At 34.4% G+C, this 13,143-nt stretch carries 12 protein-coding genes; 7 read left to right on the forward strand and 5 right to left on the reverse strand.

All coding sequences use genetic code 11. The features are described 5' to 3' along the window. Positions 1-72: 72 nt before the first annotated feature. From ilvA to GKZ88_RS12735, 4 genes are all read right to left on the reverse strand, one after another. Positions 73-1,317 carry a threonine ammonia-lyase IlvA gene (gene ilvA / locus GKZ88_RS12720; protein WP_155102744.1) on the reverse strand — a complete coding sequence of 415 codons (1,245 nt, stop codon included), beginning with the start codon at positions 1,315-1,317 and terminating at the stop codon, positions 73-75. 269 nt (positions 1,318-1,586) lie between these two features. Continuing rightward, complete coding sequence (locus tag GKZ88_RS12725) at positions 1,587-2,132, reverse strand: DUF4136 domain-containing protein (protein ID WP_155102745.1); 546 nt, start codon at positions 2,130-2,132, stop codon at positions 1,587-1,589. 46 nt (positions 2,133-2,178) lie between these two features. Further along, complete coding sequence (locus GKZ88_RS12730; RefSeq protein ID WP_155102746.1) at positions 2,179-4,155, reverse strand: urocanate hydratase; 1,977 nt, start codon at positions 4,153-4,155, stop codon at positions 2,179-2,181. 462 nt (positions 4,156-4,617) lie between these two features. Then, on the reverse strand, positions 4,618-4,803 hold the full coding sequence (locus GKZ88_RS12735; protein WP_071636586.1) for a DUF5522 domain-containing protein: 186 nt from the start codon (positions 4,801-4,803) through the stop codon (positions 4,618-4,620). 116 nt (positions 4,804-4,919) lie between these two features. Between GKZ88_RS12735 and GKZ88_RS12740 the strand changes: the two genes are divergently transcribed. From GKZ88_RS12740 to GKZ88_RS12765, 6 genes are all read left to right on the forward strand, one after another. Further along, the gene (locus GKZ88_RS12740; protein ID WP_155102747.1) at positions 4,920-5,252 is read left to right on the forward strand and encodes a hypothetical protein; all 333 of its coding nucleotides are present in this window, start codon (positions 4,920-4,922) and stop codon (positions 5,250-5,252) included. Between the two features lie 84 nt (positions 5,253-5,336). Continuing rightward, a complete protein-coding gene (locus GKZ88_RS12745) occupies positions 5,337-6,245 on the forward strand; it encodes a pyridoxal-phosphate dependent enzyme (protein WP_155102748.1) in 909 nt (302 codons plus the stop codon). Continuing rightward, positions 6,238-7,143 (forward strand): glucosaminidase domain-containing protein, encoded by a 906-nt coding sequence (locus tag GKZ88_RS12750; RefSeq protein ID WP_155102749.1) that lies wholly within the window; start codon positions 6,238-6,240, stop codon positions 7,141-7,143. The genes GKZ88_RS12745 and GKZ88_RS12750 overlap by 8 nt, the downstream gene beginning before the upstream one ends. A gap of 35 nt (positions 7,144-7,178) precedes the next feature. Next, positions 7,179-7,430: a hypothetical protein gene (locus tag GKZ88_RS12755; protein ID WP_155102750.1), complete on the forward strand. Its 252-nt coding sequence runs from the start codon at positions 7,179-7,181 to the stop codon at positions 7,428-7,430. Between the two features lie 46 nt (positions 7,431-7,476). Beyond that, positions 7,477-8,763 carry a glutamate-1-semialdehyde 2,1-aminomutase gene (gene hemL, locus GKZ88_RS12760; protein WP_155102751.1) on the forward strand — a complete coding sequence of 429 codons (1,287 nt, stop codon included), beginning with the start codon at positions 7,477-7,479 and terminating at the stop codon, positions 8,761-8,763. A gap of 168 nt (positions 8,764-8,931) precedes the next feature. Then, positions 8,932-11,403, forward strand: a complete 2,472-nt coding sequence (locus tag GKZ88_RS12765; protein ID WP_155102752.1) for a zinc-dependent metalloprotease — start codon at positions 8,932-8,934, stop codon at positions 11,401-11,403. A gap of 56 nt (positions 11,404-11,459) precedes the next feature. Here GKZ88_RS12765 and GKZ88_RS12770 read toward each other — a convergent pair whose 3' ends face one another. After that, complete coding sequence (locus GKZ88_RS12770; RefSeq protein ID WP_155102753.1) at positions 11,460-11,900, reverse strand: hypothetical protein; 441 nt, start codon at positions 11,898-11,900, stop codon at positions 11,460-11,462. Between the two features lie 196 nt (positions 11,901-12,096). On the opposite strand from GKZ88_RS12770, the gene GKZ88_RS12775 reads away from it, so the two are divergent. Further along, positions 12,097-13,119, forward strand: coding sequence for a 2-hydroxyacid dehydrogenase (locus GKZ88_RS12775; protein WP_155102754.1), 1,023 nt, complete (start codon positions 12,097-12,099; stop codon positions 13,117-13,119). Positions 13,120-13,143: the final 24 nt, after the last annotated feature.

Consider the following 13,143-nt stretch of genomic DNA (forward strand, 5'->3'; position numbering starts at 1 on the left):
ATCTAGAATTCAATTAGTAATTTTATATTTGATTTTAAAAGGCTGTCTACGGTTAATAGACAGCCTTTTTGTTTATCCAATTAATTGTGTGAACAAATCTTGATTATCATTTAAATATTGAAATTCAAAACCGTTTTTTGTCATATTCAGCTTGATATTCATAATGTCTTTTTTGTTTTTTAATTCCAGTCCAACTACAACCGAACCTACTTCGCGATTGTTTTTTTTGTGAAACTGAAAATAAGTGATATCATCATCTGGACCTAAAATATTATTTACAAATTCCTTTAAAGCTCCAGGACGTTGTGGAAACTGAATCATAAAATAATGCATTAAACCTTCATAAAGGAGAGAGCGCTCTTTGATTTCGGCAGTTCTTTCAATGTCGTTATTGCTGCCGCTTACAATGCAAACCACATTTTTGCCTTTAATTTTGTCTTTATAAAAATCCAAAGCAGCAATGGTCAAAGCCCCTGCAGGTTCAACAACCATTGCTTCTTCATTGTATAATCGTAAAATTGTCGTGCAGACCTTTCCTTCGGGAACCAGAATAATATCTTCCAGATTGTATCGGCAGATTTCAAAAGTCATGTCGCCAACTTGTTTTACCGCGGCTCCGTCAACAAATTTGTCAATGGTTTTTAAGGCTGTATTTTTATTTTCTTCAATTGAAGTTTTCATCGAAGGAGCACCTTTTGGTTCAACGCCAATGATTTTAGTATTCGGACTTAAATGTTTAAAAACCTCGGATAATCCGGAAGCTAGTCCGCCACCACCAATTGGAACAAAAACATAATCTATCGGTTCTTTATAGCTTTCAAGAATTTCCAGACCAACCGTTCCTTGTCCGGCAATTACTTTTTGATCATCAAAAGGATGAATAAATGTTTTGTGATTTTTGATGGCATCTGCAGTTGCTGAAGCATAAGCATCATCAAAAGTATCACCAGTCAAAACAATTTCTACAAATGATTTTCCAAACAATTGTACTTGTTTTACTTTTTGTTTCGGAGTTGTTTTTGGCATGTAAATTTTGCCATTTATTTTAAGAAGACTGCAAGAATAAGCAACACCTTGGGCATGATTTCCTGCACTCGCACAGACAATTCCATTTGCTTTTTCTTTTTCACTCAACGACGAAATCTTGTTGTAAGCGCCTCTAATTTTATAAGAACGAACAATTTGTAAATCTTCTCTTTTTAATAAAATAGTCGATTTAAATTCGTCTGAAAGATTTAAATTTTGCGTAAGAGGCGTAGCTGCAACTACATTTTCAAGTTGCTTTTTTGCGTTAAGTACTTCGTTGAATAAACTCATAATGTTTTGTTTTTTGCCACGAATTGCGCGAATTAGCACTAATTTTTTCTTGTCTTTCAGGAAAAAATAATTCGTGTAATTCGTGGCGCATTTTAATTATTATTTAAAATAAAAAAACCTCCCGTTTTGGGAGGTTTTTATAAATTATATTTTACTTATTTATATAACACCTCGCCATTACTGCTGAATTGCAATAATGCTGATAATAGCGATAATAATGTTATTAAAGTTTGTCATTTTTTAGCTGATTGAATAGCAAATGTACTTAATTATTTTTTTACTGGCGGATATTGAGCTAAAATTTTGGTTACAAACTCATTAATTCGGGCATCTTTTTTATCTATGTTTTTGTATAAAGTACCAATACCTTGACCTTGCCAAATCATTTCTTTCTTTTTAGCATCAATTAAATCAATAAACAAAGTTCCTTCAGTATATCTTGAAACAGATGTTCCTCCGTACATATAAGGACTGTAGCCCCATCCCCAGCCGTAACCCCATCCATAACCATATCCTCCATAAAACTGACTAACATTAACTTGTTCTTTAGCTTTAGTAAAAATGTTTATTAGTATATCTGGATTTTCGCTTTTAGTAAAACCTTTAGCTAGCATTTGATCGTCTATCGCTTTCAGAATTCTTTTTTTGTCCAAATCTGATATTTCGACCTTATCAATTCCGGGCTTAAAATAGGCGTAAGTTTTATAAGGCGTAAAATCTACGGTTTTGTCGTAGTCAGAGTAGGCACTAACCGTGTCACATGACGCAGCAAGTATCAAAAGCAGAAAAATCGGAATTAATTTGAATGTTTTCATAATTATTGGAAATTTAATGTTCTCTATTTTATGAGCGGCTTTACTTTTAAAAGAGACTTTCGTCAACAATATTAGGCAAAGTTACTTTTAGTAAAGGCTCAGCTTGCATGGCTCTTTTTATTGCAAAAATAGCTTCGTCATTTCTAGCCCAGCTTCTTCTTGAAATTCCATTGTTAACATCCCAAAAAAGCATTGATGCTAAACGCTTTGAAGCTTCTTTAGACCCATCAAGAACCATACCAAATCCGCCGTTTATAACCTCTCCCCAGCCAACGCCGCCGCCGTTGTGAATGGATACCCAAGTTGCGCCTCTAAAGCTGTCTCCAATTACGTTTTGAATTGCCATATCGGCTGTAAAACGTGATCCGTCGTAGATGTTTGAAGTCTCTCTGTAAGGAGAATCGGTTCCAGAAACATCATGATGATCGCGTCCTAAAACAACTGCACCAATTTCACCTTTTGCAATCGCTTGGTTAAAAGCTTCAGCAATTTTGATTCTTCCTTCAGCATCGGCATATAAAATACGAGCTTGAGAACCTACAACCAGTTTGTTTTCCTGCGCACCTTTTATCCATTTGATATTGTCCTGCATTTGTTGCTGAATTTCACTTGGAGAAGTCTTCGCTAATTCTTCTAGAACCTGGCTTGCAATGGTATCTGTTTTTTGTAAATCTTCTGGTTTACCCGAAGTACAAACCCAACGGAAAGGACCAAATCCGTAGTCAAAACACATTGGTCCCATAATATCCTGCACATAACTTGGATATTTAAAATCGATATTATTTTCGGCCATTACATCGCCACCTGCACGTGAAGCTTCGAGTAAAAAAGCATTTCCATAATCAAAAAAGTACGTTCCTTTTGCAGTATGTTTGTTAATGGCTGCTGCGTGACGACGTAACGTTTCCTGAACTTTTTCTTTGAAAGATTCGGGATTATTGGCCATCAAATCATTGGCTTCTTCAAAAGAAATTCCGACTGGATAATAACCTCCAGCCCAAGGATTATGAAGCGAAGTCTGATCTGAACCTAAATCAATTTTGATGTTTTCTTGATCAAAACGTTCCCAAACATCAACTACATTTCCTAAATAAGCAATAGAAACCGTTTCTTTATTGGCTTTCGCCAAAGTTACTCTCGCCACCAATTCATCTGTAGAAGTTACCACTTCATTAATCCATCCTTGTTCGTGACGGATTTTAGTTATTTTCGGATTTACTTCGGCACAAACTGTAATACAACCGGCAATATTTCCGGCTTTTGGTTGTGCGCCAGACATGCCGCCCAATCCAGAAGTTACAAATAGACTTCCTTCAGGATTTTGTTTTATTTTTCTGAAACCGTTTAAAACTGTAATTGTTGTTCCGTGTACAATTCCTTGTGGGCCAATGTACATATAACTTCCTGCGGTCATTTGTCCGTATTGCGAAACGCCCAATGCATTCATTTTTTCCCAATCATCCGGTTTAGAATAATTTGGGATCACCATTCCATTTGTAACTACAACTCTTGGTGCTTCTGAATGTGAAGGAAATAATCCCATCGGATGTCCTGAATACATGGTTAAAGTCTGTTCATCTGTCATCTCAGACAAATACTGCATCGTCAATAAATATTGTGCCCAGTTTTGGAAAACTGCTCCATTTCCGCCATAAGTAATCAATTCATGTGGATGCTGCGCCACGGCATAATCCAGATTGTTCTGAATCATGTGCATAATCGCTTTTGCCTGCAATGATTTTCCCGGATATTCATCAATCGGACGTGCATACATTCTGTAATCCGGACGCAGACGATACATATAAATACGCCCGTATTTTTCTAATTCTTCTGAAAATTCAGGAAGTAATTCGGCGTGATGCTGAGGTTCAAAATAACGTAATGCATTTTTTAAAGCCAGTTTTTTTTCTTCTGCCGAAAGAATTTCTTTTCTTTTCGGAGCATGATTAATAGCCGGATCGTACACTGCTTTTTGAGGTAATATATTTGGAATTCCTTGTTGTATTTGTTCTTTGAAAGTCATTTTTTTAAGATTCTAAGGTGCTGAGGATCTAAGATGCTAAGATATTGCGGTTAGATTAACAACAGATTAATTTTTTGTTTTTTTAGATTATGTCGTCCCGCTGGGACTTAAATTCTGACCGATACATTTTATTTCTATAAATATTACGCTCCTAAGGAGCTGTACTAAGCCTTGGAAAGGCGAAATATTTGTAGAAAACAATACGGTCGGTTGATAAAAGCTCCATCGGAGCGAAATACCTGTCAATGTAAATTCGATCTGAAATAATTATCTCATTTTCAAATTAACGCATTGGCACATTGACAAATTTTCTAATTAAAAAACTAGGGATAACGGATATCCGACCTATGATAGGATTTGTGGATTTTAATCCTGAATTTTCTCGAATGGATATCCATATAATATTTTAAATTGTTGAATTAGCTAATTGGCACATTTTCAAATTGACTAATTAAAAATTGACTAATTAGTCTTCTTTCTTATTTCACCTGTTCGTTTATCAAATCCGTACGGACAGTGACGACAGCCGCTTTTGCAGCAATATCCTCTTTTTAAATGATGTTTTTCAGTGAAGCATTTATAACCTTCGGGCGTATAGTAAAAATCTTCACCTTCGATTAATTTATTTTCATTACTTTGCTCTTTCATAAATCTGCTTCGCGTTCGTGTTTTGATAATTTTAAAATCAAAAATATAAATATTTGATTATGATTTTAATGAAATCGAATAATTTTATAGCTACAAATTTATAAATTTTACAGCCAATGTTTCTGATTGTTGCCAAATATTTAATTCCGAAAGGATATCGCGGTATGGCTGTATTTCCCTTTGTGATTGTTAAATATGATTTTGACAAAACGAATGGAATTTTCGTAAATCATGAAAAAATACATTTAAAACAGCAATTAGAACTTTTAGTAATTCCGTTTTTTATCTGGTATTTTTTAGAATATCTAATTCGTTTAATTCAATACAAAAACGGCGCTTTGGCCTATCGAAATATCAGTTTTGAAAGAGAAGCTTACGCTAAAGAAACCGACATGAATTATTTGAAAAACCGATCATTTTTTCAATTTCTACATTACATAAAAAAATAATATGGTATAGGCTTTAAGCTTTAAAAATATTAAGATAAGAATTGTCACTTTTGACTTTCGACTTTTGACTTTCAACTTTAAAAAATGAATCCAGTTTTCAATCAATATATAAATATCAGTTTTCCGAATGCTATTTCTCTCACAATAAAACGTGAAGATTTAATTCATCCGTTTGTTTCGGGAAATAAATTTCGAAAATTAAAATACAATTTACTTCAGGCGAAAGCCGAAAATAAAAAAACGCTTTTGACTTTCGGAGGCGCATTTTCAAATCATATTGCAGCTGTGGCTTTTGCCGGAAAAGAACAAGGTTTTAAAACTATCGGAATTATTCGCGGTGACGAACTTTTCGATAAAATAGAAGAAAATCCGACTTTAAAATTCGCTCAGGAAAACGGAATGGAATTTGAGTTTGTTTCGAGAGAAGATTATAGGTTAAAAAGCGAAATTTCTTTTATAGAAAAGCTAAAAGATAAGTTTGATGCTTTTTATTTAGTACCCGAAGGCGGTACAAATGAACTTGCTGTAAAAGGATGCGAAGAGATTTTGACCAATGAAGATTCGGTTTTTAATTACGTTTGCTGTGCCGTTGGAACGGGCGGAACCATTTCAGGATTAATTAATAGCGCGTTGCCAAATCAGAAAATTTTAGGGTTTCCGGCACTAAAAGGTGACTTTTTAAACGATGAAATTCGTATTTTTGCAAAAAAAGATAACTGGAATTTAATTTCTGACTATCATTTTGGAGGTTATGGCAAAGTAAATTTGGAATTAATCGAATTTATAAATGCTTTTTTTGAAAAAACAAAAGTGCCCTTAGATCCAATTTATACAGGAAAGATGGTTTTTGGCGTTATAGATTTAATCAGCAAAAATTATTTTCCTGCACATTCAAAAATTTTACTCATTCACACCGGCGGATTACAGGGAATTGAAGGAATGAATTTAAAATTGAAGCAGAAAAAATTACCAATACTCAAAAACAATGATTAAAAAAATAGTATTGCTCTTTACAGTTATAGTTTTGGCAAGCTGTTCGTCAAGCAAACCTGCTATTGTGACCACAAAAAAACAGGCAGCGGCAGTTCAGAGGCCCAGGACAGTGGCGACTAAAAAACAAACTCCAGTTAAACCAATTGGTAAAAATTACCCTTCTACAAATAATACAACTGAGGTTATTCAATCTACTTCAAAAACAGTTGTTACCAGCGATTTAGTTAATTCTTATATCTTGCAGTTTAAAGATATTGCAATGGGAAATATGCAGAAATACGGAATTCCGGCGAGTATTATTTTGGCTCAGGGAATTTTAGAATCGGGTGCAGGAAAAGGTGACTTGGCGGTTGAAGCTAATAATCATTTCGGGATAAAATGTCATAAAGACTGGCTTGGCGAAAGTGTTCGCCATGACGATGATGCAGAGCAGGAATGTTTCAGAAAATATCCAGAAGCTTCAGAATCATACAGAGATCACGCTTTGTTTTTGGTTGGAAAAAACAGATACGCAACTTTATTTACTTACGAAAAAGATGATTACAAAGCTTGGGCAAAAGGGTTGAGAGCCTGTGGTTATGCAACAGATCCAAATTATCCAGATAAATTAATCAGTTATATTGAGCGTTATAATCTGCATCAATATGATTGTCAGGTTACGGGAAAAAATTATGTTGCGATTAATAAAACAGCTCCACCAAGAAAATCATCTTATGATGTGGCTTCCGATCCAAAGATAAATATGGACTCAAACGATCCAAATTTATATGAAGTTCAAAAAGGTGATACTTTGTATTCGATTTCAAAAAAATTCAATGTATTGGTTGATGATTTAAAGCAAAAAAATAGTTTAACAGATAATGCAATTTCGATAGGACAGAAGTTGCGAGTTAAGTAAAAATTTTCAGTCTCAGTGGCAGTTTTCAATAGATAATGAAGAAGAAAATTTCAATTGTAATTTTTATTTCTGCAGTAGTTTTAACTGTCAGATTTTTTTGTGGAGTTTATGAGCATGATGAATTTGCAGAAACAAATTTTTTCATAAAACATAGACCAACTTGGAAGTGGAAGTTTTATTCACCAATTGGAATGTCGGATAAGAAAATAGAAAAGCTTTCAAAAGAAGAACAAACAGAACAAAAATATTTCAATGAGTTTGTGAGAGATCAAGGCTTAAGCAGATAATCTAAGAAGTCTAAAATCTAACAATCTAAAAAATTTAAAATAAAAAATGTTATATAAAAGAAGTAGTCAGCTTTTTGCTGAAGCAGAAAAAGTAATTCCAGGAGGAGTAAATTCACCAGTTAGAGCATTTAAAGCAGTTGGCGGAACTCCAATTTTTGTAAAAAGTGCCAAAGGTGCTTATTTGTATGATGAAGATGGAAACAAATTAATTGATTACATCAACTCTTGGGGACCAATGGTTTTAGGTCACGCTTATCAGCCGGTTGTTGATGCCGTAATCGAAAAAGCAAAACTGGGAACTTCATTTGGAATGCCAACAGAATTGGAAACAGAAATTGCCGCTTTGGCCGTTTCTATGGTTCCGAATATCGATAAAATTCGTTTTGTAAATTCAGGTACAGAAGCTTGTATGAGCGCGATTCGTCTTGCAAGAGGATTTACAAAAAGAGATAAAATCATCAAATTTGCAGGTTGTTATCACGGACATTCTGATTCGTTTTTGATTCAGGCTGGGAGTGGAGCAGTAACTTTTGGATCTCCAAATAGCCCAGGTGTTACGGAAGGAACTGCAAAAGATACTTTATTAGCTAAATACAATGATTTAGAGAATGTAAAAACTTTAATCGAAGCGAATAAAGGTGAAATTGCGGCCATTATTATTGAAGCGGTTGCAGGAAATATGGGCTGTATTCCGCCTGCAAAAGGTTTCTTAGAAGGTTTAAGAGAATTGTGTACGGCAAACGGAATCTTATTGATTTTTGATGAGGTAATGACTGGTTTCCGTTTGGCACGTGGAGGAGTTCAGGAATTGTATAACATCAATGCTGATATTGTAACTTTCGGAAAAGTAATTGGTGGAGGACTTCCGGTTGGAGCTTTTGCGGCTCGTGAAGAAATCATGAATTATTTGGCGCCTCTTGGGCCAGTTTATCAGGCCGGAACATTGTCAGGAAATCCGTTAGCAATGGCTGCCGGATTAGCAATGTTGCAATCGTTGAATAATGACCGTGAAATTTTTACTCGTTTAGAAGAAAAAACAGCTTATTTAGAAGCAGGAATCGACAGAGTTTTAAAAGCAAATAATGTTGTTTTCACCATCAATAGAGTAGGTTCTATGATTTCTGTTCACTTCGATGCAAATCCGGTTACCGATTTTCAAACTGCTGCAAAAGGAGATAATGAAACATTTAAAAAATTCTTCCACGGATTGTTGCAGGAAGGTGTTTATATTGCACCATCCGCATACGAAACTTGGTTTATAACCGATGCTTTGACGTATGAAGATTTAGATTTTACAATTAATGCGATCGATAAAGTTTCGAAAACATTTTAAATCAAATAAAAAATATTTCTCAAAGGTTCAGTTTTACAAGCTGAACCTTTTTTTATTATTATAAACCTTATTTTGTAGTTAATAAAAAGTTAATGAAGACGTATTGGCTTGTGTTATTGTAATCAAAAATTATTTTTGTTTATCAAATAACCATTAAACCTGCAATAAATGAAGAAATTTTTCATTTTATCTACAATAGCGGCTTTTGCGCTATTTCCAACCAACCAATTTGCCCAGTCGAAAAAGAAAAAAGACGAAACTCAAACTGCTCCTCCGCCAGAAAAAAAATCGGAATCAACCATTAAAGACTACAGCAAAGTAATCACAAAAGATGCTGTTTCTGATGAAGGACTTTTTACGGTTCACAAAGTCGATAAAAAATACTACTTCGAAATTCCAAACAAATATTTAGATAAAGATATGTTGCTGGTAAGCAGACTTGCAAAACTGCCTTCAAATTTAGGAGGAGGTTATGTAAATGCGGGTTCTGAAACCAATGAGCAATTAATTGTATGGCAGCGTTTTCAAGATAAGATTCTGATCAAATCAAAATCGTATAATTCGGTTGCAAATGATACTTTGCCAATTAGTATTTCGGTTAAATCAAATAATTACGAGCCAACATTATTTGCTTTTGATATTGTAGCTTTCAGCAAAGATTCGGCTAACACTGTAATCGATGTAACTAAATTCTACAGTACAGATGTGAAAGCAATCAGCGGAATTTCTGCGGAAATGCGTGAAACTTATAAAGTAAAAGGTCTTGATGATTCGAGAAGTTTTATTAATAAAATTAAAAGTTTTCCAATGAATATTGAAGTTGTTCAGGACATGACCTACAATGCTTCAAAACCGTCAATGCTGGAAGATACAGAGTCAATCAGTATTCAAATGAATCAGTCGATGATTTTATTGCCAGAAGTTCCTATGAAACCTAGATTGGCAGATCCGCGAGTTGGCTTTTTCACCGTTAGTCAATACGATTATGGAAGCAATGAATTAAAATCAGATTTAAAAACTTATATCAGACGTTGGAGATTAGAACCAAAAGATCCAGAAGCATACGCAAGAGGAGAATTGGTTGAACCAATAAAACCAATTGTATATTATTTAGATCCTGCCACTCCTGAAAAATTGAAAAAATACATCAAGCAGGGAATTGAAGAATGGCAAAAACCTTTTGAAACTGCCGGATTTAAAAATGCCATTATTGCAAAAGATGCACCGACAAAAGAAGAAGATCCAGATTTTAGTCCGGAGGATGTTCGTTATTCTGTGATCAGATATGTTGCAAGCACGACTAGAAATGCAGTTGGACCAAGTGTTTCTGACCCTAGAACAGGAGAGATTATAGAGAGTGATGTTATTTGGTATCACAATCATTTGCGTTCGTACAGAAACAGATATTTGCTAGAAACAGGAGCAGCGAATCCATCAGCAAGAACGCTGCAGACAAGTGATGAAGAAATGGGCGAAATGATGCGAATGGTAATTGCACATGAAGTGGGACATGCATTAGGTTTTCCGCACAATATGGGAGCAAGCTGTTCATATGATGTTGAGAGTTATAGAAACGGACCTTTTACACAAGAAAACGGTATTTCAGCCAGTATAATGGATTATGCGCGTTATAATTATATTGCACAGCCTGGAGATCAAAATATTCGTTTTATCCGCAAAATGGGCGCTTATGATCATTATGCATTGAATTGGGGATATAGAGTAATTCCAAATGCAAAATCATCACAGGATGAAAAAGCAACATTAGACAAATGGATTTTAGACAAAGCTGGAAATCCAATTTATAAATTCGGAAAGCAGAGCAGTACTTTTGATCCATCTTCTCAAACAGAAGATATTGGGAATAATTCTATGAAAGCCAGTACATACGGAATGAAAAATCTGGAATATGTGGCAAATCATTTAAGCGAATGGACCAACAAGGTTACTAATGATTACGACGATTTAGGTGAATTATACAAAGAATTATTAGATGTTTGGGGAAGATATGTTGGGCACGTTGTGACTAATGTTGGTGGTGTTTATGAAAACACAAAAAATCCAAATCAGCCAGGAAATGTTTATGAAGTTGTTCCAAAAGCAAAACAAATTGAAGCAATGAACTGGCTTCAGGCAAATGCTTTTGCATCGCCAACTTGGATTGTTAATATTAACACATTAAAAAACACAGATTACGCAGGTTATACCGAGACTTTCAGAAATATTCAAGTAAGACATCTAAACAGTTTGTTGAGTTTAAGCCGAATTGGAAGATTAATGGATAATGAAATTTTAGGTGCTGATACCTATAAAGCTTTAGATTTCTTTAAAGATCTTCGCAAAGGAATTTGGAAAGAAACTGCTGCTGCATCAAATGTTACCATTTACCGCAGAAATCTGCAGAGAGCTTACATTGACCGAATGGGGAATTTAATGACTGAAGAACTTAAACCAAATGACCGATCGGCTACGTATTACAATGTAGCACAATCTGATCTTAGAGCTTTGGTTCGCGGTGAATTAAACACTTTGAAAAAATCACTTACTGCAGCAAAAGCGACAGCAGTAAATACAGAAACAAAATACCATTATGAAGATTGTATCAAACGAATTGATTTGATTTTAAATCCAATTAAATAAGAAAGTTTATAAAACAAAAAAGAGGCCTTAAAAGCCTCTTTTTTTATGCAAGCAAATTAATTGCTGTCATTTCTGTATTCTTTCATTTTTTCTCTAGCCTTGTCTTTGTTTTCTTCCTGAATTTTTTTCCATTTTGTGTATTGGTCGGCATTCAGGATCGATTTCATTTTAGCGTCGTTTGCATCTCTTTCGGCTAGCATATCTTTTTTAAAGGCTTCTCTTTCAGCAGCAGTTGGTTTAGTTCCGCTGTCTTTATTCGCTTGACGGGCTTCTCTCATTTTTTCTGCTTTTGCGCTTCGATCAGCCAAAAGCTGTTTTACCTGAGTTTGCTGATTAGCATCTAAATTTAATTCAGAAGTTAATTTTTTCAGCTGTTTTTCATTGCGCTGTTCTGGCGTCATTCTTTCTCTTTGATCACCTGCTGGTTTTTGATCCATGTCTTGTGCAAAAGATGCCACTCCAACAAATAACAAAGCTGCGATAAATAGTTTTTTCATGATGTAAGTTTTTTAATTGTTTATAACGATTAGACTTTAGCAAATTCATTAGGTTTAATTCTGACTAATAGATTTGTATTTTATTTAATAGATTGATTCGTAATTCATTAAAACGTTAACAAGAAGAGTAATAGTATCGAAATAATTGCTTATTTTTAAAGTATCAACACATATAGGGATCTACAACACAATTGATATGAGTTCAAATACTGCATTACATAATAAAATTGCCTTTTTTTCGACACAGCCGTACGATAAATCTTTTTTCAACAAATACAACAGTGATTTTGGTTTTGAATTGGATTATTATGAAACGCCATTGAATCTTCAAACTGTTGCTTTAATTGAAAACGCGAGTATTGTATGTGTTTTTGTAAATGATATTGTAAACGAATCGGTAATTAAGCAATTGGCCGAAAAAAATGTAAAAATTATTGCTTTGAGATGTGCAGGTTTTAATAATGTCGATCTAGAAGCTGCAAAAAAATACGATATAAAAGTTTGCCGAGTTCCGGCTTATTCACCTCAGGCAGTTGCTGAACACGCAATGGCAATGATTTTAACTTTAAACAGAAAAACGCATAAAGCCTATAACAGAGTCCGCGAACAGAATTTCTCGTTAAATGGATTATTAGGTTTTGATTTATTCGGAAAAACAATTGGAATTATTGGAACCGGAAATATAGGGAAAGCTTTTGCTAAAATTGCTTTAGGTTTTGGCTGTAAAGTATTGGCTTATGATATTGTTGAAAATGTTGAAATGATTAAAGATGGTGTTTCTTTTGTTAGTTTAGAGGAGATATTTAAATGGAGTGATATTATCTCGCTTCATTGTCCGCTAAACGACCAGACAAAACATGTAATCAACGATGATTCTATTGCTTTGATGAAAGAAAGCGTTATGATCATCAATACCAGCCGTGGCGGTTTAATTGAAACTTCGTCTGTTATTGAAGGTTTGAAGGAAGGAAAAATCGGTTATCTAGGAATTGATGTTTACGAACAGGAAGAAAAGCTTTTTTTCAGAGATTTATCTGCAGATATAATTCAGGACGACGCAATTCAGCGTTTAATGAGTTTTCCGAATGTGCTGGTAACCGCGCATCAGGCGTTTTTTACCAATGAAGCTTTAACGCAGATTGCCTTAGTGACTTTCAATAATATAAAGTCATTATTGACGCAAAATGATATTGAAAACAAAGCAGCACTGCTGGTTTAAATTGTCGAATATTTTTCGTAATTT

It is taken from the genome of Flavobacterium sp. LC2016-01 (assembly GCF_009711135.1).
Lineage (GTDB): Bacteria > Bacteroidota > Bacteroidia > Flavobacteriales > Flavobacteriaceae > Flavobacterium.

What these genes read in the sequence shown, in the direction of transcription:
- ilvA (WP_155102744.1), bottom strand. Translation starts at nt 1,317, where the DNA reads ATGAGTTTATTCAACGAAGTACTTAACGCAAAAAAGCAACTTGAAAAT.
- GKZ88_RS12725 (WP_155102745.1), bottom strand. Translation starts at nt 2,132, where the DNA reads ATGAAAACATTCAAATTAATTCCGATTTTTCTGCTTTTGATACTTGCT.
- GKZ88_RS12730 (WP_155102746.1), bottom strand. Translation starts at nt 4,155, where the DNA reads ATGACTTTCAAAGAACAAATACAACAAGGAATTCCAAATATATTACCT.
- GKZ88_RS12735 (WP_071636586.1), bottom strand. Translation starts at nt 4,803, where the DNA reads ATGAAAGAGCAAAGTAATGAAAATAAATTAATCGAAGGTGAAGATTTT.
- GKZ88_RS12740 (WP_155102747.1), top strand. Translation starts at nt 4,920, where the DNA reads ATGTTTCTGATTGTTGCCAAATATTTAATTCCGAAAGGATATCGCGGT.
- GKZ88_RS12745 (WP_155102748.1), top strand. Translation starts at nt 5,337, where the DNA reads ATGAATCCAGTTTTCAATCAATATATAAATATCAGTTTTCCGAATGCT.
- GKZ88_RS12750 (WP_155102749.1), top strand. Translation starts at nt 6,238, where the DNA reads ATGATTAAAAAAATAGTATTGCTCTTTACAGTTATAGTTTTGGCAAGC.
- GKZ88_RS12755 (WP_155102750.1), top strand. Translation starts at nt 7,179, where the DNA reads ATGAAGAAGAAAATTTCAATTGTAATTTTTATTTCTGCAGTAGTTTTA.
- hemL (WP_155102751.1), top strand. Translation starts at nt 7,477, where the DNA reads ATGTTATATAAAAGAAGTAGTCAGCTTTTTGCTGAAGCAGAAAAAGTA.
- GKZ88_RS12765 (WP_155102752.1), top strand. Translation starts at nt 8,932, where the DNA reads ATGAAGAAATTTTTCATTTTATCTACAATAGCGGCTTTTGCGCTATTT.
- GKZ88_RS12770 (WP_155102753.1), bottom strand. Translation starts at nt 11,900, where the DNA reads ATGAAAAAACTATTTATCGCAGCTTTGTTATTTGTTGGAGTGGCATCT.
- GKZ88_RS12775 (WP_155102754.1), top strand. Translation starts at nt 12,097, where the DNA reads ATGAGTTCAAATACTGCATTACATAATAAAATTGCCTTTTTTTCGACA.